Annotated in this window: 20 protein-coding genes and 1 pseudogene; 15 read left to right on the top strand and 6 right to left on the bottom strand. The window is 70.0% G+C overall.

The genetic code is table 11. The annotated features are described in order from the left end of the window. Nucleotides 1-74 precede the first annotated feature (74 nt). The 3 genes and pseudogenes from OG413_RS24225 to prcA form a co-directional block, all read left to right on the top strand. Nucleotides 75-269, top strand: a pseudogene (locus OG413_RS24225) (endonuclease VII domain-containing protein); the annotation flags it as partial. Further along, nucleotides 221-1,066 (top strand): proteasome subunit beta, encoded by an 846-nt coding sequence (gene prcB, locus OG413_RS24230; RefSeq protein WP_266808721.1) that lies wholly within the window; start codon nt 221-223, stop codon nt 1,064-1,066. The pseudogene OG413_RS24225 and the gene prcB, both read left to right, overlap by 49 nt. A gap of 57 nt (nt 1,067-1,123) precedes the next feature. Then, complete coding sequence (prcA, locus tag OG413_RS24235) at nt 1,124-2,053, top strand: proteasome subunit alpha (RefSeq protein WP_266808723.1); 930 nt, start codon at nt 1,124-1,126, stop codon at nt 2,051-2,053. Between the two features lie 62 nt (nt 2,054-2,115). Here the strand turns inward: prcA and OG413_RS24240 are convergent, their stop codons facing one another. Beyond that, nucleotides 2,116-3,156, bottom strand: coding sequence for a LacI family DNA-binding transcriptional regulator (locus OG413_RS24240; RefSeq protein WP_266808725.1), 1,041 nt, complete (start codon nt 3,154-3,156; stop codon nt 2,116-2,118). Nucleotides 3,157-3,323: 167 nt separating this feature from the next. Here OG413_RS24240 and OG413_RS24245 point away from each other — a divergent pair, with 167 nt between their 5' ends. From OG413_RS24245 to OG413_RS24300, 12 genes are all read left to right on the top strand, one after another. Continuing rightward, nucleotides 3,324-4,583 carry an MFS transporter gene (locus tag OG413_RS24245; protein WP_266808727.1) on the top strand — a complete coding sequence of 420 codons (1,260 nt, stop codon included), beginning with the start codon at nt 3,324-3,326 and terminating at the stop codon, nt 4,581-4,583. 9 nt (nt 4,584-4,592) lie between these two features. After that, the gene (gene pafA / locus OG413_RS24250; protein ID WP_266808729.1) at nt 4,593-5,954 is read left to right on the top strand and encodes a Pup--protein ligase; all 1,362 of its coding nucleotides are present in this window, start codon (nt 4,593-4,595) and stop codon (nt 5,952-5,954) included. A gap of 127 nt (nt 5,955-6,081) precedes the next feature. After that, nucleotides 6,082-7,020 carry an FKBP-type peptidyl-prolyl cis-trans isomerase gene (locus tag OG413_RS24255; protein ID WP_266808731.1) on the top strand — a complete coding sequence of 313 codons (939 nt, stop codon included), beginning with the start codon at nt 6,082-6,084 and terminating at the stop codon, nt 7,018-7,020. 43 nt (nt 7,021-7,063) lie between these two features. Then, entirely contained in the window at nt 7,064-7,438 is a 375-nt protein-coding gene (locus OG413_RS24260; protein ID WP_266808733.1) for an FKBP-type peptidyl-prolyl cis-trans isomerase, read from the top strand. A gap of 139 nt (nt 7,439-7,577) precedes the next feature. Then, nucleotides 7,578-8,531 carry a YafY family protein gene (locus OG413_RS24265; RefSeq protein WP_266808735.1) on the top strand — a complete coding sequence of 318 codons (954 nt, stop codon included), beginning with the start codon at nt 7,578-7,580 and terminating at the stop codon, nt 8,529-8,531. Nucleotides 8,532-8,543: 12 nt separating this feature from the next. Continuing rightward, nucleotides 8,544-9,500, top strand: a complete 957-nt coding sequence (locus OG413_RS24270) for a YafY family protein (RefSeq protein ID WP_266808736.1) — start codon at nt 8,544-8,546, stop codon at nt 9,498-9,500. A gap of 54 nt (nt 9,501-9,554) precedes the next feature. Further along, nucleotides 9,555-9,818, top strand: a complete 264-nt coding sequence (locus OG413_RS24275; RefSeq protein WP_266810337.1) for a hypothetical protein — start codon at nt 9,555-9,557, stop codon at nt 9,816-9,818. 16 nt (nt 9,819-9,834) lie between these two features. Then, nucleotides 9,835-10,032, top strand: a complete 198-nt coding sequence (locus OG413_RS24280) for a hypothetical protein (RefSeq protein ID WP_266808738.1) — start codon at nt 9,835-9,837, stop codon at nt 10,030-10,032. A 216-nt stretch (nt 10,033-10,248) separates the two neighbouring features. Further along, nucleotides 10,249-10,545: a Sec-independent protein translocase subunit TatA gene (gene tatA, locus OG413_RS24285; RefSeq protein WP_266808740.1), complete on the top strand. Its 297-nt coding sequence runs from the start codon at nt 10,249-10,251 to the stop codon at nt 10,543-10,545. A gap of 49 nt (nt 10,546-10,594) precedes the next feature. Continuing rightward, the gene (gene tatC / locus OG413_RS24290) at nt 10,595-11,560 is read left to right on the top strand and encodes a twin-arginine translocase subunit TatC (protein WP_266808742.1); all 966 of its coding nucleotides are present in this window, start codon (nt 10,595-10,597) and stop codon (nt 11,558-11,560) included. 18 nt (nt 11,561-11,578) lie between these two features. Then, nucleotides 11,579-12,454: a diacylglycerol kinase gene (locus OG413_RS24295; RefSeq protein ID WP_266808744.1), complete on the top strand. Its 876-nt coding sequence runs from the start codon at nt 11,579-11,581 to the stop codon at nt 12,452-12,454. 61 nt (nt 12,455-12,515) lie between these two features. Next, complete coding sequence (locus OG413_RS24300) at nt 12,516-15,344, top strand: RNA helicase (RefSeq protein ID WP_266808745.1); 2,829 nt, start codon at nt 12,516-12,518, stop codon at nt 15,342-15,344. Nucleotides 15,345-15,431: 87 nt separating this feature from the next. Here OG413_RS24300 and OG413_RS24305 read toward each other — a convergent pair whose 3' ends face one another. The 5 genes from OG413_RS24305 to OG413_RS24325 all read right to left on the bottom strand — a co-directional run bounded on the left by OG413_RS24305 (nt 15,432) and on the right by OG413_RS24325 (nt 20,740). Continuing rightward, entirely contained in the window at nt 15,432-16,532 is a 1,101-nt protein-coding gene (locus OG413_RS24305) for an LLM class flavin-dependent oxidoreductase (RefSeq protein ID WP_266808746.1), read from the bottom strand. Between the two features lie 318 nt (nt 16,533-16,850). Then, on the bottom strand, nt 16,851-17,291 hold the full coding sequence (locus OG413_RS24310) for an SPW repeat protein (RefSeq protein ID WP_266808748.1): 441 nt from the start codon (nt 17,289-17,291) through the stop codon (nt 16,851-16,853). 103 nt (nt 17,292-17,394) lie between these two features. Then, complete coding sequence (locus OG413_RS24315) at nt 17,395-18,402, bottom strand: ADP-ribosylglycohydrolase family protein (RefSeq protein WP_266808750.1); 1,008 nt, start codon at nt 18,400-18,402, stop codon at nt 17,395-17,397. A 75-nt stretch (nt 18,403-18,477) separates the two neighbouring features. Next, nucleotides 18,478-19,122 carry a fasciclin domain-containing protein gene (locus OG413_RS24320; protein ID WP_266808752.1) on the bottom strand — a complete coding sequence of 215 codons (645 nt, stop codon included), beginning with the start codon at nt 19,120-19,122 and terminating at the stop codon, nt 18,478-18,480. 82 nt (nt 19,123-19,204) lie between these two features. Then, nucleotides 19,205-20,740 carry a molybdopterin-dependent oxidoreductase gene (locus OG413_RS24325; protein WP_266810338.1) on the bottom strand — a complete coding sequence of 512 codons (1,536 nt, stop codon included), beginning with the start codon at nt 20,738-20,740 and terminating at the stop codon, nt 19,205-19,207. Between the last annotated feature and the right edge of the window lie 148 nt (nt 20,741-20,888).

Here is a 20,888-nt window from a genome sequence, read left to right on the forward strand (position 1 = left end):
TGGGGGAGGCGGGGTGACGGCTTGCGCGACGGAGGCGAGCCGTCACCCCGCACACGGGCGCACGATCAATTTCCGCGGCTCCCGCCGAACATGTGGATCACTGTCACGGGACGGGTAGGGTCCGTGGCGTAATGTGCTTCAACTGTAATTCGGCCATCGGCAAGTTGGGGGATGATCCTGACACCTTGCGCAGGGCCATCGCATACCTGGAGGGAAACGCGTGGAAGCCAACACTCGTAGCACCGGGCGTCTACCAGCTGCCTTCCTGACGCCGGGTTCGTCCTCGTTCATGGACTTCCTGTCCGACCAGTCGCCCCAGATGCTCCCGGGCAACCGGAGTCTGCCGCCCCTGCAGGGGGCCATCGAGGCGCCGCACGGTACGACCATCGTCGCGGCTTCGTTCCCCGGCGGTGTCGTGCTGGCCGGTGACCGGCGCGCCACCATGGGCAACATGATCGCGCAGCGCGACATCGAGAAGGTCTTCCCGGCCGACGAGTACTCGGCGGTGGGCATCGCCGGTACGGCGGGTCTGGCCGTGGAGATGGTCAAGCTCTTCCAGCTGGAGCTGGAGCACTTCGAGAAGGTCGAGGGCGCTCAGCTCTCCCTGGAGGGCAAGGCCAACCGGCTCTCCACCATGATCCGCAGCAATCTGGCCATGGCCATGCAGGGCCTCGCGGTCGTCCCGCTCTTCGCGGGCTTCGACGTGGACCGCGAGAAGGGCCGGATCTTCTCCTACGACGTCACCGGCGGCCGTTCGGAGGAGAGCGGCTACGCGGCCACCGGCTCCGGCTCGATCTTCGCCCGCGGGTCGATGAAGAAGCTCTACCGCGAGGACCTGACGGAGCAGCAGGCCCTCACCCTGGTCGTGCAGGCGCTGTACGACGCCGCGGACGACGACTCGGCGACCGGTGGCCCGGACGTGGCCCGCCGGATCTACCCGATCATCACCGTCATCACCGACGAAGGCTTCCGGAGGCTGACCGACCAGGAGTCCGCCGAGATCGCGCGCGCGATCCTGGAGCGGCGCCTGGAGCAGCCCGACGGCCCGCGCGCCGCGCTGCTCTGACCGGTCCCCGAGGCTCCTTCGATGCACTCGTCACTGACAGAAAGGGACGGATAGCCGGTGTCGACGCCGTTCTATGTCTCACCTCAGCAGGCCATGGCCGACCGGGCGGAATACGCCCGGAAGGGCATCGCCCGTGGTCGCAGCCTGGTAGTGCTGCAGTACGCCGACGGCATTGTGTTCGTCGGCGAGAACCCGTCCCGTGCGCTGCACAAGTTCAGCGAGATCTATGACCGGATCGGCTTCGCGGCCGCCGGTAAGTACAACGAGTACGAGAACCTCCGCATCGGCGGTGTGCGTTACGCGGACCTGCGGGGTTACACCTACGACCGCGACGACGTGACGGCCCGCGGGCTGGCCAACGTCTACGCGCAGACGCTGGGCACCATCTTCTCCAGCGCGGCCGAGAAGCCGTACGAGGTGGAGCTGGTGGTCGCCGAGGTCGGAGCCGCGGCCGAAGGCGACCAGATCTACCGCCTTCCGCACGACGGTTCCATCGTGGACGAGCACGGCTCGGTCGCGGTCGGCGGCAACGCGGAGCAGATCAGCGGCTTCCTGGACCAGCGCCACCGTGATGGGATGACGCTCGCGGAGGCGCTCAAGCTCGCCGTTCAGGCCCTGTCGCGCGAGCCCAACGGTGGCGAGCGGGAGATTCCCGCGGAGCGGCTGGAGGTCGCGGTTCTGGACCGTACGCGGCCGCAGCAGCGCAAGTTCAAGCGGATCGTCGGCCGGCAGCTGACGCGGCTGCTGGACGCGGACGCGGCGGGTACCACCCCGACGGACGCCCCGTCCGACATCGAGGACGCCGATTCCGCCGACGCGCCGGGCGAGTCGGCCGGCGCCGAGGAGACCGGTTCCAAGGGGGCCGGGGCCAAGAAGGCCGGTTCCAAGGGGGCCGGTGGATCCACCGCGGGCAAGGACGCTTCCGAGCCGTCGGAGCCGTCCGGAGCTTCGGAGGCGCCGGAGTCGTCGGAGTCCTCGGAGGATTAGACCCCTCCGGCCGGGCTTGCTCCGGTGCCCCGGCCCGCGGTCCACCGCGGGCCGGGGCACCGTCATGAGCGGGCGGCGACCACGGGCGGCGGCGCGGTCGAGCCGCGTACCACCAGTTCGACGGGCAGGCTGCCCGGCTCGGCGGGGCGGCCGTCCAGGACCGCGAGCAGCGCCCTCATGCCCCGTTCGCCGACCCGCTCGGCGGGCAGGCTCACCGTGGTGAGCTCCGGTTCCACCGCGGTGGCCAGGGCCAGATCGTCGAAGCCGGTGACCGAGACGTCGTCCGGTACCCGCAGCCCGAGCCGGCGGACGGCCTTGCAGGCACCCGCGGCCAGGATGTCGTCGTCGCAGACGATCGCGGTCGGCCGGGGCCCGTCCGTGTCCAGTACCCGCGCGGTGGCCTCCCGCCCCGCGCGTACGTCGAGGGGAGCCCGGACGGTATCGACGACGGCGTCCGGCACGTTCCGCAGCGCGTCGTGCAGGGCCTGGGCGCGGACCGCGAAGGTCCAGGTGTCCACGGCGGACGCGAGGTGCACGAAGCGGCGGTGCCCGAGGGACAGCAGATGCTCCACCACCTGCCGCATGCCGTCGGTGATGTCGAGATTCACATGGGCGGCGGCTTCCGGGCCGGACGGGTCGCTGTCCAGCATGACCAGGGGCAGCTCCGCGCCGTGCAGCGCGCCGAGGGCATCGGCGGCCATGGAGGAGGCGATCACCCCGTCGAGGGCCGCGCGGGCGGAGGCGAAGGGGTCCCGGGCCGGGCCGGTGCCGTCCGGCGAGGGGTAGAGCACGACGCCGAAATCGTGCTCGGCGGCGACGGCGGCGGCGCCGGTGTAGACGCGGGCGAAGAACTCGTTGGTGAGGGCGGGGACCACGAGCAGCGCGGTCCGGGTGCGGCCGAGGCGGAGGCTGCGGGCGGCGAGGTTCGGCCGGTAGTCGAGCTCCGTGGCGCGTTCGCGTACCCGCTGTGCTGTGGCGTCCGACACCCGGCCGTGCCACTTGTCGCCGAGCACGAGGGAGACGGTGGCCTGGGAGACGCCTGCCGCGCGGGCCACGTCGCGGCTGGTGGGCCGTGCCGGGGCGGGCTGCTGTGCGCTGGTCACTCGGGCCTCCGTGCGGGGTGGTGCGGGGGTGACCGGGACGGGGCGGTGCGAGATCCCGGGATGCCGCGAGGTGGACCTGCGGACTGCCGTCATGGTACGTATGAGCCTCGACGTTATACGTAAAACCTCGGCGGGACGGGAGTCAGGCCGAGGGAGAGGGGGCGGGAATGGCCGCGGGATATCTGGACATCCTCCGGGCGCGGCATGCCGCCCGGCTGCTGACGGGCACTCTGGTGGGGCGGCTGCCGAACGGCACCGCGCACATCGCCATCGTGCTGTTCACCCGTGCCGAGGGCGGCAGCTACACGCAGGCGGGCGCCCTCGCCGCGGCGTACGGCCTCGCGACGGCGGTCGGGCAGCCGCTGCTCGGGCGGGCCGTCGACCTCTACGGACAGCCGCGCGTCCAGTTCCCCGCCGCGGTGCTCTCCGCGCTCGGCATGTCCCTGCTCGCCCTGGTCGGCCTCGGCACGCTGCCGCTGGCCTACCTCGCGGTGATCGTCGCCGGACTCTTCACGCCGCCGCTGGAGGGCGGGTTGCGGGCCCTGTGGCCGAGCGTCCTGGGGCGCGAGGACCGGGTGCACCGGGCGTACGCCATGGACGCCGTGGCCCAGGAGGTGATGTTCACCGTCGGCCCGCTCCTGGTGACGGTCCTGGTCTCCCTCTGGTCGCCCGCCGCCGCGCTCCTCGTCATCAACGCGATAGGCGTCCTGGGGGCCCTGTCCGTCGTGCTGTCGGAGCCCTCCCGCACCTGGCGCTCGGCGCCCCGCGAGGCGCACTGGCTGGGCGCCCTGCGCTCGCCCGGACTCCTCGCGCTGCTCGGCTCGTTCTTCTTCGTCGGGCTCGCGCTGGGCTCGATCACCGTGGCGGGTGTCGCCTACGCCGACGACCACGGCAGGGAATCCGTGTACGGCTGGCTGATGGCCGCGCTCGGTCTCGGCGCGCTGATCGGCGGCGCGGCCTACGGGGCACGGCAGTGGGCGGGCGCGCCGGAGCGGCGGCTGCGGGTCATCGTCGCGCTGCTGGCGCTGGGCTACCTGCCGCTGATGCTGACCCCCTCGGTGCCCGTGATGACGGCGCTCGCCGCGCTGGCCGGAGTGTTCCTGGCCCCGGCGATCGCCTGCTCGTTCATCGTCGTGGACCGGCACGCCCCGAGGGGCACGGTGACCGAGGCGTTCTCCTGGCTCGTCACCACGTTCGGCGTAGGCGCCGCGGCCGGAACGGCCGCGGCGGGCCCGGCGGTGGAGATCGGCGGAACGGCGTGGAGCTTCGCGGTCGCGGGGGCCGGTGGGGTGGCCGCCCTGGTGGTTCTGCTGGCCACCGGAAGGGTCCTCGCAGATCCCGGGCGTACGACCGCTGTTGTGGCGGGATCGGAAAATGATCGAAACGGTGCCGTCGAACCCGGTTTCAGCTCAGGCCATAAGGCGTAATGTTCAGTCATGGACCGCCGCATTTTCGGGCTGGAGAACGAGTACGGCGTCACGTGCACGTTCAGGGGACAGCGCCGACTGTCACCTGACGAAGTGGCGCGCTACCTCTTCCGCCGTGTTGTGTCATGGGGCCGCAGCAGCAACGTCTTTCTGCGGAACGGCGCCCGCCTCTACCTCGACGTGGGATCGCATCCGGAATATGCAACCCCCGAATGCGACAACGTGACCGAATTGGTCACGCACGACAAGGCCGGCGAACGCATTCTCGAAGGTTTGCTCGTCGACGCCGAACGCCGCCTGCACGAGGAGGGAATCGCGGGCGACGTCTATCTCTTCAAGAACAACACCGACTCGGCGGGGAACTCCTACGGATGCCATGAGAACTACCTCGTGGCCCGGCACGGAGAATTCTCCCGGCTCGCGGACATTCTCATTCCCTTCCTCGTCACCCGGCAGCTGATCTGCGGCGCGGGCAAGGTGCTCCAGACGCCGCGCGGAGCGGTCTACTGCGTCAGCCAGCGCGCCGAGCACATCTGGGAGGGCGTCAGCTCCGCGACGACCCGCTCGCGTCCGATCATCAACACCCGCGACGAACCCCACGCGGACGCGGAGCGGTACCGCCGCCTCCACGTCATCGTCGGGGACTCGAACATGTCCGAGACGACCATGCTCCTCAAGGTCGGCGCGACCGACCTGGTGCTCCGCATGATCGAGGCGGGCACCGTCATGCGGGACCTGACCCTGGAGAACCCGATCCGGGCGATCCGCGAGGTCAGCCACGACATCACCGGTCAGCGCAAGGTGCGCCTGGCCAGCGGCCGTGAGGCCTCGGCCATCGAGATCCAGCGCGAGTACTACGAGAAGGCCGTCGACTTCGTCGAGCGCCGGGGCATCCGGACCGGCACGGTCGACCAGGTCCTCGAACTGTGGGGCCGCACCCTCGATGCCGTCGAGGCCGAGGACCTCGACCGGATCGGCACCGAGATCGACTGGGTCATGAAGTACAAGCTCATCGAGCGGTACCGGGCCAAGCACAACATGACCATGTCGAATCCGCGGGTTGCCCAGATAGACCTCGCGTATCACGACATCCACCGTCGTCGCGGGCTCTACTACCTGCTGGAGCGCAAGGGCCAGGTCGCCCGCATCTGCAACGACATGAAGATCTTCGAGGGCAAATCGGTGCCCCCGCAGACCACCAGGGCGCGCCTGCGCGGTGATTTCATCCGCAGGGCGCAGGAACAGCGGCGGGACTTCACCGTCGACTGGGTCCATCTCAAGCTCAACGACCAGGCACAGCGAACGGTGTTGTGCAAGGACCCGTTCCGTTCCGTGGACGACCGAGTGGAGAAGTTGATCGCGGGTATGTGAGCCGGCGACAGGACACGCCTCGGCTTCTCCACATGACAGGGCCCCGTACGTTCCTCGTACGGGGCCCTGTGCACGGCCTAGAGTGTCCGGGACCCAACTACCGTGCCCCCTGAGATCTGAGGAACCAGTGCGCCGACTTGCCGGCCTTCTCGTCGTCCCCCTCCTGCTGCTGTCGACAGCGGCATGCGGCAGCGACGACAAGGCCTCCGACTCCGCCTCGTCGAAGAACGGAATGCCCGCGATCACCGCGGGCGCGAAGTTCGGCGAGAAGCCCACCCTCGCCAAGGGGAAGGGCGATCCGCCCAAGGAGCTGAAGACCGAGGTCATCAGTGAGGGTGACGGCGCGAAGCTCAAGAACGGCGACGCGATCCAGGTCAACTATCTCGGGCAGTCGTGGGACTCCACCAAGCCGTTCGACAACAGTTTCGACCGCAAGCAGCCGTTCGATCTGACGCTCGGCGCCGGCATGGTCATCCAGGGCTGGGACAAGGGCCTGGTCGGGCAGAAGGTCGGCAGCCGTGTCCAGATGGTCATCCCCCCGGCGCTCGGCTACGGCGATCAGGGGCAGGGCGACATCAAGCCCAACGCCACGCTCGTCTTCGTCGTCGACGTCCTGAAGGCGACGCAGATCCCCGCCTCCGCCAAGGGCAGCGAGGTCGCCCAGGACAACATCGACCTGCCGAAGGTCGGTACGAAGACCGACGGCAAGGCGCCGACCGTCACGATCCCCAAGAGCGATCCGCCGAAGAAGCTGGTCTCCAACTACATCCTGGAGTCCGACGGCGCGGTCATCAAGGAGAGCGACAGTGTCGTCGTGAACTATGTGGGTCTTGTGTGGAAGGGTGGCAAGCAGTTCGACAGCACCTACGCACAGGGCAAGACCCAGACCTTCCCGCTGGCCCAGATCACTCTCAAGGGACTCAAGGACGGTCTGATCGACAAGAAGGTCGGCAGCCGGGTGCTGCTCGTCATCCCGCCGGACCAGGCGTTCGGTGACAAGGCGCAGCAGAGCATCCCCGCCAAGTCCACGCTGATCTTCGCCGTGGACATCCTGGCAAAGATGTAAGACTGTCCCGGTTGCCCAGTTCATCATTTAGAGGAGCAGTTCAGTGAGCATCGAGAAGCCCGAGATCGACTTCCCGGGTGGCGAGCCGCCGGTCGACCTTCGGATCAAGGACATCTGGGAGGGCGACGGCCCCGTCGCCAAGGCCGGCGACAGCGTCTCCGTCCACTACGTGGGTGTGGCCTTCTCCACCGGCGAGGAGTTCGACGCTTCGTGGAACCGCGGCACCCCGCTGCGTTTCCAGCTCGGTGCCGGTCAGGTCATCTCCGGCTGGGACCAGGGCGTCCAGGGCATGAAGGTCGGCGGCCGTCGCGAGCTGACCATCCCCGCGCACCTCGCGTACGGTGACCGCGGCGCCGGTGGCGGCTCCATCGCCCCGGGCGAGACGCTGATCTTCGTCTGCGACCTGGTCGGCGTCTGACCGGTCCGCCGGACGTGAGTGAGGGCCCATGCCGTACGGCATGGGCCCTCACTCACGTCCGGCGCGGGGCCCTCGCTTTTTGTTCGGACACCCGAGGGCGGTACGGTCGACGGTCATAGCACGTAGAGAAAGGGCGTCGATGGCGATTGCCAAGGCCGAGCGGCTGATGAACCTGGCGCTGTGTCTGCTGGGAACCCGGCGCCCGCTCAGTAAGCGTGAGCTTCGAGGCTCCATCGAGGCCTACCTGGAAGCCGGCTCCGACGACTCCTTCAACCGGATGTTCGAGCGGGACAAGGACGATCTGCGGGAACTCGGGCTGATCATCGAGACCGTGGAGAACCTGGACGGCGAGACCGGGTATCTGGCACGCCGCGACAGCAACCGGCTGCCGCCCATCACGCTGGACGCCGAGGAGGCCGCCGCGCTCGGGCTCGCCGCCAAGGTGTGGCAGCAGGCCCGGCTCGCCGGGGCGGCGAGCGGCGCGCTGCAGAAGCTGCGGGCCGCGGGCATGCCGGAGGCGGAGGACGCGTACGAGGTCCACAGCGCCCTCGAACCCCGTATCCCGGTGCATGAGGCGGCCTTCGAGCCGCTGATGCTGGCCTGCCGGGACCGCCGCCCGGTCACCTTCGACTACCGCAAGGCGAACTCGGCCCGGCCCGCGCAGCGGCAGGTCGAGCCCTGGACCCTGGAGTGCTGGCGCGGGCACTGGTATCTGGCGGGCTGGGACCGGGACCGGGGTGCCGAGCGGGTGTTCCGGCTGTCCCGGATCGCCGGCAAGGTGCGCTCCAGGTCCGGTGCCTTCACCGCCGAGGTGCCCGACGTGGTGACGGTGCGCGAGACCGTCGAGAGCTGGGCGGGGGAGACCGCGACCAGGACCGCGCGGATCCGGCTGCGGACCGGTTCCGGCTACCCGCTGCGCTCACGCGCGACAGCGGTACGGGAACTCGGCGACGGGTGGGACGAGTTGGAGATTCCGTACGGGCACGGCCTGGACGCCTGGCTCGTCGAGTTCGGCCCGGACGTCGTCGTGGAGGAGCCCGCCGACCTGCGGGCCGATGTGGTGGACCGGCTGCGCGCCGTGGCCAAGGACTAGGGGACCGTACCGATGGCCACGAACGCGATCGACCAGACCCGGCGGATGCTCTCCCTGGTGACGTATCTGCGCGAGCGCCCCGGCGCGCACGTCCAGGACGTGGCCCGCGCCTTCGGGATCACCGAGGACGAGCTGATCTCGGACCTCGATGTGCTCCCCATGTGCGGGACCAGCTTCCGGGGCGGGGACCTGCTGGACATCGACACCGACGGTGACCGCATCTGGTGGCACAACCCCGACGACGTGGCCGAGCCGCTGCGGCTCGCCGCCGACGAGGCCACCGCCCTGCTCGTCGCGGCGCGTGCCGTGGCTACCCTGCCCGGCCTGCGCGAGAGCGACCGGCTGGCCCTGGTGCGGGCGACCGCCAAGCTGGAGACGGCGGCCGGTGAGGTCGGGGCCGCGAGTTCCCGGCTCTCGGTGACCTTCGAATCGGAGGGCGGGGTCTTCGCCGAGGTCGACCGGGCGATCTCCGAGCGGCGTCGGCTCTGGCTGCGCTACTACTCTCCCGCCCGCGACGAGCTGACCGAGCGCGAGGTGGACCCGATCCGGCTCTTCGCGGTCGGACACACCTATATGGAGGGCTGGTGCCGGCTCTCCGAGGCCCGGCGCACCTTCCGGCTGGACCGGGTCGCCGAGATCCGGCTGCTCGACGCCCCGGCCGCGCCGCCGGAACTGGAGCTGAGGGACCTGTCGGAGGGACTGGTGCAGCCCTCGGCGCAGGACCCGGAGGTCGTCATCGAGGTGGGGCCCGGTGGCCGGTGGGTCGCCGAGTACTACCCGCACGACAGCGCGGAGGAACGTCCCGACGGCGGACTGCGGATCACGCTGCGGACCCCGGACCCGGCCTCGCTGCGCAGGCTCGCGCTGCGGCTGGGCGGCGAAGGCCGCATCGTGTCCCCGCCCGAACTGGCGGACAGCGCGCGGCGAGCGGCCCGCGAGGCGCTGGCGGCCTACGACGGCGTGGCCTGAGCGGCGACCGGAGGAGATATGGACCATACGTCTGTGATGTCAGGTGTGACGGTGATGGCCGGACGGGCCTCCGGCCCTGTTCCCGTCCCGGTTCCCGCCGCCGTACGGTTCCGGGCCGCCTGCCCGGACTGCCGCGGCTGCTTCGAGCTCGCCGCGGACGCCCTGCGCCTCGCGATCGGCGCAAGCCGCCGCATCACGTTCTACTCCTTCACCTGCCCCGAGTGCGGCGCCGCGGTCCGCAAGCCCGCCGGGGAACGCATCATCGAACTCCTCACCGGCGGCGGCGTCTCCACGCTGCGCCTGCACACCGCCCCGTAGGAAGAGGCTCTGTCGCATGTTCTGGCCCATGCTCGCCATCGCCCTGGGATTCCTGGGCATCGCCGTACTCGGTGTCCTCGCCATCAAGGTGTTCGTCGAAGCGCAGCGGCTGGGCCGTCAGGTGACCACCACCACACAGCGCATCAACCGAGCGGCCGAGGATCTCGAACGAGCGGCGACCGACCTCGCCGCCACCGGGGACGCCCTGCGATAGCAGGGTCGCGGCCTGATGTTTCTCCACTTCGAGGGGTACGCTGCTGGGGTCGGCCCAGGCAGGGAGGTGCGGGCCGCAATCGGGAGTATGCACAGGCATTGCCTGACGTTTACCCCTGCGGGTTACGATCGCTGCCAGCGCACAGGTCGGACGTATGTCCTGCCGAACGGGTGGCGAGCCCGCCCTCCAGTCGCCTCAGTGAGAAGGAAGTCGCACATGATCGGCAATCTGAAGCCCCTCGAGATCGTTCTGATCATCGCTGTCATCCTGCTGCTCTTCGGTGCCAAGAAGCTTCCCGACATGGCGCGTTCGCTCGGCAAGTCGGCCCGCATCCTCAAGAGCGAGGCCAAGGCCATGAAGAAGGACGACGCCGAGCCGGCGGCGCCCACGACGGAGACCGTCGCGGACCAGACCCCGCCGCAGTCCACCGCCGCACGCACCATCCAGGCCGCTCCGGGAGATGTCACCAGCTCCCGCCCGGTCAGCGAGGCCAAGCCCACCACCCAGAGCTGACAGCTGACACGCTCCGCCGACAGCTGCCGCACGAGACGAGGGAAGTGGGTTGCTCAAGTCTGCCCGCAAGCAGGAGAAGGACGACGAGGGGCGCATGCCCCTCCTCGATCACCTGCGTGAGCTGCGTAACCGGCTTCTGAAGGCCGTTCTGGCGATCGTCGTTGTGACGATCGTCGCCGCGTTCTTCCAGAAGGAGATCTACGACTTCCTTCTGCGCCCCCTGCTGAATTCGGTCGGCTGCAAGGACGGCGTGGTCATCGCGATCAACGGGAAACCGTGCGCGCTGCTCAAGACCGACACCCTGATGGCGCCCTTCACCAACGCCCTCAAGGTCGCGCTGATGTCCGGCGTGCTGATCGCCACCCCGGTCTGGCTCTACCAGCTGTGGGCCTTCGTCGCGCCGGGACTGCACAGGGGCGAGAAGCGGTACGCGTACGGCTTCGCCGTCGTGGGCGCCCCGCTCTTCCTCGCCGGTGGCTATCTCGCGTACGCGATCCTTCCGCAGACGGCCGAGATCATGCTCGGCTTCAGCCCGGAGAACGTACAGAACCAGATCGGGCTCGACAGCTATCTGGATCTGCTCACCCGCATGGTGATCGTCTTCGGCCTGGCCTTCGAGCTGCCGCTGCTGCTCATCGCGCTGAACCTGACGGGTGTCGTCTCCGGCAAGCGGATGCTCACCTGGTGGCGCGGCATGATCGTGGGGCTCACCGCCTTCGCCGCCATCGCTACCCCCGGCGGCGAGCCGGTGTCCATGCTGCTGCTCGCCGGACCGCTCGCGCTGCTGTACTTCATCGCGGTCGGCTTCTCCCTGCTGAACGACAAGCGGAGGAACCGCAACAACCCGGACGCCGAGCTCGACGACGACGAAGCGTCGCAGCTCGACCTCACCCCCCAGGACGTCGGAGGGGTGGAGAGCGTGTCCGCTTCGCGCAAGGCCCTGCCGGGACAGGCTTCCGGGGAGTCCGACCGTGCGGACGGGCACCGGCTGAACGGTTACGACGACATCACCTGACCTTGTAGGGTCCGGCGGGTGACCAGCGAGATCACCCTTTTCGTCAATCCCACCGCAGGACGCGGCCGGGGCGCGCACGCCGCGCAGCCGGCCGCTTCCGCGTTGCGGGACGCCGGATTCTCCGTCCGTACGGTTCTCGGCGAGGACGCCGATGACGCCCTCCACCGGTCCCGGCAGGCCGTGGCCGCCGGGACCGGGGCGCTGATAGCCGTGGGCGGGGACGGGCTGATGTCCCTCGCCCTCCAGGCCGTCGCCGGGACCACGACACCGCTCGGTGTCGTCGCCGTCGGCACCGGCAACGACTTCGCCCGTGCGCTGGGCCTGCCGATCCGGGACCCGGCCGCCGCCGGGGCGCTCAAGTCCGGAGGCGTCCGCGACATCGACCTCGGCCGGGCCGGGGAGCGGTGGTTCGGGTCGGTGCTCGCCTCCGGTTTCGACTCACGGGTGAACGACCGGGGCAACCGGATGCGCCGGGTCGGCGGCCGGTTCAAGTACGACCTGGCGATCCTCGCCGAGCTGGCCGCGTTCCGGCCGATCCCGTACCGGATACGGCTGGACGGCGGCGACGTCCGGGAGATCGAGGCGACACTGATCGCCGTCGGCAACGGGACCACGTACGGCGGCGGCATGCGGATCTGCGCGGACGCCCTGATGGACGACGGGCTCTTCGACGTCACCGTGGTCGCGGACTGCGGCCGGGCCACGCTGCTCAAGGTGTTCCCGAAGGTCTACCGGGGAACGCACCTGAGCCACCCCAAGGTCACCGTGCACCGGGTCTCCTCGATCGAGCTGGCGGCGGCCGGTGTGACCGCGTACGCGGACGGTGAACCGCTGGGGCCGCTGCCGCTCACCGCCACCTGTGTGCCCGGCGCGGTCAGGGTGCTCACCGGGTGAACCCATCGGCGATTTAAAGATCGGGCTGACTGTCAGAGGTGGCGGGTAGGCTCGTATCAAGATGACAGAGGACTTCTCACCAGCTGAGCGATACCAGGCTTCTCGGGTCCGTGCGGCCGAGCAGGCCACGGCCCTCGGGCCCTTCCGAGACATGTACGAATTCGGACTGGACCCGTTCCAGATCGAGGCCTGCCAGGCACTGGAGGCGGGGAAGGGGGTGCTGGTCGCGGCCCCCACCGGGTCGGGCAAGACGATCGTCGGCGAGTTCGCCGTACACCTGGCGTTGACGCAGGGCCGCAAGTGCTTCTACACCACGCCCATCAAGGCCCTGTCCAACCAGAAGTTCGCCGATCTGGTCAAGCGGTACGGCGCGGACAAGGTCGGCCTGCTGACCGGGGACAACAGCGTCAACTCCGAGGCACCGGTGGTCGTCATGACCACCGAGGTCCTGCGGAACATGCTGTACGCGGGCTCCCAGTCCCTGACCGGCCTCGGCTACGTCGTGATGGACGAGGTGCACTACCTCTCCGATCGCTTCCGCGGCGCCGTGTGGGAAGAAGTGATCATTCATCTGCCGGAGTCGGTGACTCTGGTGTCCCTGTCGGCGACCGTGTCCAACGCGGAGGAGTTCGGCGACTGGCTGGACACCGTCCGCGGCGACACCGAAGTGATCGTCTCCGAGCACCGGCCCGTACCGCTCTGGCAGCACGTCATGGCCGGGCGCAAGATGTACGACCTCTTCGAGGAGGAGACCGACCACGGCGGCCGCGGCGCCGGACGCCGTGAGGTCAACCCCGATCTCGTCCGGCTGGCCCGGATGGAGAACCAGGGCGGGTACAACCCGCGCGAGCGCCGCCGCGGCAAGATGGTGCGCGAGGCGGACCGCGAGCGCGAGCGGCGTCAGCGCAGCCGGATCTGGACGCCGGGCCGCCCCGAGGTCATCGACCGGCTGGACACCGAAGGGCTCCTGCCCGCCATCACGTTCATCTTCAGCCGGGCCGGCTGCGAGGCCGCCGTACAGCAGTGTCTGCACGCCGGGCTCCGGCTCAACGACGAGGACAAGCGCCGTCTGGTGCGGGAGATCGTCGAGGAGCGGACCGCGTCCATCCCCGGCGAGGACCTCCATGTCCTCGGCTACTACGAATGGCTCGAAGGTCTGGAGCGGGGCATCGCCGCGCACCACGCGGGCATGCTGCCGACGTTCAAGGAGGTCGTCGAGGAGCTGTTCGTCCGCGGCCTTGTCAAGGCGGTCTTCGCCACCGAGACGCTGGCGCTCGGCATCAACATGCCGGCGCGCTCGGTGGTGCTGGAGAAGCTGGTCAAGTGGAACGGTGAGCAGCACGCCGACATCACTCCCGGCGAGTACACCCAGCTCACCGGCCGGGCCGGACGCCGGGGCATCGACGTCGAGGGCCACGCGGTGGTCCTGTGGCAGCGGGGGATGGACCCGACGGCGCTGGCGGGCCTCGCGGGTACGCGTACGTATCCACTGCGCTCCAGCTTCCGCCCCTCGTACAACATGGCGGTGAACCTGGTGCAGCAGTTCGGGAAGCACCGTTCGCGTGAGCTGCTGGAGACCTCCTTCGCACAGTTCCAGGCCGACCGGTCCGTCGTCGGGATCTCCCGGCAGGTCCAGCGGAACGAGGAGGGGCTGGAGGGTTACCGGGAGGGCATGACCTGCCATCTCGGTGACTTCGAGGAGTACGCGCGCATGCGGCGCGACCTCAAGGACCGGGAGACGGAGCTGGCCAAGCAGGGCGCCGCGCAGCGGCGGGCCGCGGCGGCGGCGTCCCTGGAGAAGCTGAAGCCCGGTGACGTCATCCATGTGCCGACCGGCAAGTTCGCCGGGCTGGCGCTGGTGCTGGACCCGGGGCTGCCGGCCGGGCGGGCCAACGGGCATCGCGGATTCGACCAGCACGACGGTCCGCGTCCGCTGGTGCTGACCGCCGAGCGGCAGGTCAAGCGACTGGCGTCGATCGACTTCCCGGTGCCGGTGGAGGCGCTGGAGCGGATGCGCGTCCCGAAGTCGTTCAATCCGCGTGCGCCGCAGTCGCGCCGTGATCTGGCGTCCGCGCTGCGGAGCAAGGCGGGGCACATCGAGCCGGAGCGGCACCGCAAGCAGCGGGCCGCGGCGGCCGACGACCGGGAGATCACCCGGCTGCGCACCGAACTGCGCGCGCATCCCTGCCACGGGTGCGACGAGCGGGAGGACCACGCCCGGTGGGCCGAGCGGTACCACCGGCTGCAGCGCGACACCCGGCAGCTGGAGCACCGGATCGAGGGGCGGACGAACACGATCGCCCGGACCTTCGACCGGATCGTCGCGCTTCTCACCGAGCTGGACTACCTCCAGGGCAGCGAGGTCACCGACAACGGCAGGCGGCTCGCCCGGCTCTACGGTGAGCTGGACCTGCTCGCCAGCGAGTGCCTGCGGGAGGGCGTCTGGGAAGGGCTGAATCCCGCCGAACTCGCCGCGTGTGTCTCGGCGTTGGTGTACGAGGCGCGGCAGGCGGACGACGCGGTGGCGCCCAGGCTGCCGTCCGGGCCCGCGAAGACCGCCATGGCCGAGATGGTCCGCATCTGGGGCCGTCTCGACGCCCTGGAGGAGGACTTCAAGATCAACCAGACCGAGGGGGTCGGACAGCGCGAGCCCGACCTCGGGTTCGCCTGGGCGGTCTACATGTGGGCATCCGGGCGCACGCTGGACGAGGTGCTGCGCGAGGCGGAGATGCCGGCGGGGGACTTCGTACGGTGGTGCAAGCAGGTGATCGACGTGCTGGGACAGGTCGCCGCCGCGGCTCCGCGGGACGGGAGTTCGGTGGCGAAGAACGCGCGCAAGGCCGTGGACGGGGTGCTGCGGGGAGTGGTGGCGTACAGCTCCGTGGGGTGACCGTCGGGCGGGGCGGGCAGGGGGTGTCCACCCTCTGCCCGCCCCTTCCCGCGACCGGGTGTGGGAAGGGGGCGGCGGCGGGGCGGCTCAGGCCGCTTGCTTGGACGCGTCTCGTTTGGCCACTTCCTCGCGGACGAGCGGAATCACGAACCGGCCGAAGTCGATGGCGTCGTCCAGCAGGTCGTAGCCGCGGGCGGAGAGGATCTCCACGCCCAGGTCGTAGTAGTCGAGCAGCGCCTGCGCCACGGTTTCCGGAGTGCCCACCAGTGCCGTCGAGTTGCCCGCGCCGCCCGTCTCGGCCGCGGTGGGCGTCCACAGCGCCCGGTCGTGGCGCTCGCTCTGCGCGGCCACCCGGAGCAGCCGCTGCGAACCGGAGTTCTCGGGGTTCGTCAGCGGGTGGCGACGGGCCGGCGGGGCGCCGGCCCTGCGGGCCTTGATGCGGTCGAGCGTGCGGTGCGCCTTCTCCCAGGCCAGTTCCTCGGTCGGCGCGATGATCGGGCGGAACGCGACCTGGATCTTCGGGATGTCGGTGCGGCCCGCGGCCTTCGCGGCGGCCTTCACCGATTCGATCTGTTCGGCGGTCTCGGCGAGCGGTTCGCCCCAGAGGCAGTAGATGTCGGCCTCGGCGCCCCCGGCCGCGTAGGCGGCGGGTGACGATCCGCCGAACGAGACGCGCGGATGCGGCTGTTGGACCGGGAAGGTGTCGCTCACGAAGTCGTTGAACCGGTAGTGCGTGCCCTCGTGGTCGAAGGGTTCGTGCGAGGTCCAGGCCCTCTTGATGATCTGGATGGCCTCGCGCGTACGCGCGTACCGCTCGTCCTTCGTGAGGAAGTCGCCCTCGCGCCGCTGCTCGTGGTCGTTTCCGCCGGTGATGAAGTGCACGGCGAGGCGGCCGTCGCTGATCCGGTCCAGGGTCGCGAAGGTCTTGGCCGCGAAGGTGGGGTACGAGACGTTGGGGCGGTGGGCCACCAGGATCTGCAGCGTCTCGGTGCGGGCGGCGATGTACGCGGCGGCGGGGGACGGGTCGGGGGAGCCCGAGCCGTAGGCGAACAGCACCCGGTCCCAGCCGTGGTCCTGGTGGGCGCGGGCCAGTTTGAGCGTGTACTCCTTGTCGAAGGACGCCCCTGAGCGGGCGGTCACTTCGGAACCTTCATTGGTCGCTGCGATGCCGAGGAACTCGACGGGCATGGCGAAGCCTCATCTCGTGCTGCGGTGGAAACCGGTCGTGTCGGGGAATGCCGTGACGTGGAGCGGTCAGGGACGACACGAGGAGGACCACACTCGACCGAAGTCGATGTGGTCACGGGTGACCAGCCGCAGCTGAGGGCGCATTCGCCCAGTGGAACAGGCGTGTTGGTGTCTCGTCAACCATGGGCCGGTGGACGGACTGGGCCGGTGGGCGGACCTGGTTGGACACGCCGCCCGAGGTGCGGGCAGGGGTTGTGGCCGCAGCCCTCGTCCGAGAGCCTGCGGCCACGATGGTCCCCCGCCCGTGGTACCGCTCGGTCAGATCTTCCTGCGGCTCCTTGCCGCCGCTCCCGCGCAGATCAGTCCCAGCAGGACGGTCAGCCCACCGATGACGATGTTGTTGATGACGACCCCGGTGTCCGGGCTGCTGCCCACGACCCACGTCGACACGATGATCCAGGCACCCATGGCGCACATGGCCCAGCTCAGGCCGTACATGCGCTCAGGCATGACGGAGAATCCCAGCGCCAGCACGGCGATGGCGATACCCATCACGAGGTTGTGCGTCACGAGGGCGGGCTGGCTCGCGGTGAAGTGGAGCACCCACGGCGAGACGGCGCAGTACAGGCCGACGAGGAACGCCGGTCCGTCCACCAGTGCCACGTCGCGGCCACCGAGCATGCGGTTGTACCGCTCACGCATTTCGGGGACATCCGGGTGACCGGCGAGGTCACGCCGGGTGTGTGAGACGTTGCTCATGAGTTTTCGTCTCCTTCGGTCCAACAGGCCCGACCGCTGTGGGAAGTGTGCGGAAAGTGCCTGTAGATACCATTCTGCTCTTATCTCTCCCTTATGCGTAGATTTATCTCACAGTGCGGTCGACGGAAGTACGGTCATGACCGTCGGACCCCGGCGTGGTACGGGCTCCCGGGCCGTCCAGCCGTCCCGCCAGCGACACCAGATCGCCGGTCCTCAGTACCCGGCCCCCGTACCCCGGCAGGGGGACGTGCAGGGGCTCCGTCCAGCGTTCCGGGATCGCCCCGATCCCGTACACCGCGCCCGCGAGACCGCCCGTCACCGCCGCGACCGTGTCGGTGTCCCCGCCCACGTCGACGGCCGCCGCCAGCGCGCTCTCGAAGCAGTCCGTCGTGCGCAGCGCCCACAGCGCGGTGCCGAGGCACGGCCACACCGCACCGTTGAGCTCGGTCGCCCTGTCCGGGTGCCAGCCGGGCGCGAGGTTGGCGGCCCACCGCGCACGGTGATCCTCGTGTACGTGCTCCAGGGCGTCGGGCACGGCGGCGAGCGGGTCGCCGCCGGCCAGCGCCACCCGGACCAGTTCGTGGAAGAGGGCCGTGCCTTCCCAGGCCGCCCGGTCACCATGCGTCAGCGCCGCGATCCGGCGGGCCGCGTCCATGGTCGCCGCTCGGCCCGCCCTCGCGAAGTACACCGCCGAGGTGGTGGCCCGCATCAGGCAACCGTTGCCCGCGGCCCGTCCGTTGACCTGGAAGTGCAGCGCGGCGGCCAGGTCCCAGGGATCACCGCTCGTCAGGACGTCCTCGGTCTGGAGACCGATGTCCTTCGGATCGCCCGCCGCCCACCGCCGGAACCGGCCGAACATCTCCGGCAGGTCCAGGCCGCCGCGCTCCAGCAGGGACTCCCCGACGAGAACCGTCATCTGCGTGTCGTCCGTGGCCTCGCCCGGATCCCAGCCGCCGCCCCCGCACATCGTGCCGACGCCGTCCGGGAAGCGGGCCGTGAACGCTCCGGCGGCGCCGAACTCGAACGGCGCCCCCAGCGCGTCGCCGGCCGCCGAGCCGACGACGGCGCCCGACACCCGGGCCGTGCGGGATACCTGATCCAGCGGGTTCATCGGGCCAGGGTAGGGCGGGCGGCACGCGCCCGCACGCATCGGGGGCCGTCACGGCTCGCACGAACCGCTTCGGGACTACTTCGGCGGCATCAGGACCGTGTCGATGATGTAGACCGTCGCGTTGGCCGTCGGCACATTGCCGCAGACGACCTTCGAGGAGTCGTTCACCGTGTAGGCCATCCCCGAACCGGACGTCGTCAGCTTGCTCTTCTCCAAGGTGTCGAAGGACCCGTTCTCCAGCTGCTTGGGCGTCAGCTTCTCGCCCACCACGTGGTACGTGAGCACCTTGGTCAGCTCGGCCTTGTTCGCCAGCAGTTTGTCCAGGTCGGCCTTCGGGACCTTGGCGAAGGCCTCGTTGGTCGGCGCGAACACCGTGATGTTCTCGGCGTTGTTCAGGGTGTCGACCAGACCCGCCTGCTTGACGGCGGTGACCAGCGTGGAGAGGTCCGGGTTGTTAGAGGCGGCCGTGGCGACCGGGGCCTTCGCCATGCCGGAGAACGAGCCCGCGCCGTCCTTCGGCACCGATGCGCACGCCGGGCCGAACGGCTCGTCCATGTTCATGGAGTCACCGTCCGACGTGGCCGGTGACGACGCCGCGCTCGGTGTGGAACCGGCCGCGGAGTCCTTGGAGTCGTCGGAGGAACAGGCCGTCAGGGCCAGCGGCAGAACGGCCGCGGCGGACACGGCGACGGCGATGCGACGGAAGTGCAGGGTGTTCATGGTGTTCTCCTGGATGGGGTAGTGATCAATACGCTGGTCATGGGCGATGGGTGTTGGGCTTCGGGTGATAGGTGACGGAGGATCAGGACACGTTGACCACCACCGAATGCCAGCCGGTCGCACCGTTGGGGACGGTGCCGACCCGTTTGCCGGTCTGGGTGGCGCCGGTGCGGTCCGTCGCGCGGACCTCAAGGGTGTGGTTGCCGGACGTGGCCGGCCATTCCCACACCCACTGACGCCAGGTGTCCCGGCTGTCCTCCGCGCCGAGGCGGGCGGTGTGCCACTCGCCGCCGTCCACCCGGACCTCCACCCGGGCGATGCCCCGGTGCTGGGCCCAGGCGACACCGGCGACGGGCACCGTGCCCGCCTTGGGGGACGCGAAGGGGCGCGGGGTGTCGATGCGCGACTCGGTCTTGATGGGACCCCGCTGCGACCAGCTGCGCTTGACCCAGTAGGCGTCGTAGTCGGCGAACGTCGTCAGCTCGATGTCCTGGATCCATTTGCAGGCCGACACATAGCCGTACAGCCCCGGGACGAGCATCCGGACCGGGAAACCGTGCGCGAAGGGCAGCGGCTCGCCGTTCATACCGAGTGCGAGGAGCGCGTCCCGCCCGTCCATGACCTCCTCGACCGGCGAGCCGATCGTCATGCCGTCCACCGAGCGCGCCACGATCTGGTCGGCGGGCCCGCCCTGGGACGGTGGCTTCACTCCGGCCTCGCGCAGCAGGTCGGCCAGTCGCACGCCGATCCAGCGGGCATTGCCGATGTAGGGTCCGCCGACTTCGTTGGACACACACGTCAGGGTGATGTCGCGCTCGATGATCTCCCGCGCCAGCAGGTCGCGGAAGGTGACGGTGAGGGGACGGCCGACGCCCTTGCCATGGATGCGCAGCCGCCATCCGTCGGCATCGACCTGGGGCACCACCAGAGCGGTGTCCACCCGGTAGAAGCTCTTGTTCGAGGTGATGAACGAGCTCACACCCCGGATTCCCAGATCGGCGCCGCGCGGGACGGCGGGCGCCGCCGAATCCGGCACCGGGAGGACGATCTTCGCGCGTGAGGCGGCGGCCCCGGCCTGTACGGACGAGGTGAGTCGCCGTCCCACCAGGCCCGCACCGGCCGAGGCCGCCGCGGCCGCGGTCGCCGCGATCACGAAACCGCGGCGGTCGAAGGAGCCCGCCGTCCCCCGGCCCGTCTCCCCAGCCGCGGGATACGGACCGGGAACCCGGGTGAGCCGCCCGATCAGGAGATACAGCACTCCCGCCGCCACCACGGCTCCCACCACCGAAGGCAGCGCGTCGCCCGGCCCGCCCTCCGGCCGGGTGGTCGCCGCCACCGCCCCGACCACACCGAAGACCAGAACGGCCGCCGAACCGATCCGCCGGTGCCGCAGCGCGAGCACCCCCACCGCCATGGCGAAGACCGCCAGCAGCACGAGGATGCCCAGCTGGAGCACCAGCTTGTCGTTGGTGCCGAAATGCCGTACGGCGAAGTCCTTCAGCGCCGGGGGAGTGCGGTCGATGACCGCCCCGCCCACCGCTGTGACCGGCCCCGCCTCGGGACGTACGGCAGCAGCGACCAGCTCGGCCACGCACAGGGCGCAGAACCCGGCGATCAGACCGCCGAGCGCGGCGAAGGCGGCACGTGCCCAGCGGGACCGACGGGACCCTGAGGTGCCCTGCGTCCGCGAGTCGTTCTGAACTTTCCTCACGCCATGTATTCGGCACGGAACGGCCCGTGGATTGGTTATTCACCCGATCGAGTCA

This window comes from Streptomyces sp. NBC_01433 (genome assembly GCF_026340105.1).
GTDB lineage: Bacteria > Actinomycetota > Actinomycetes > Streptomycetales > Streptomycetaceae > Streptomyces.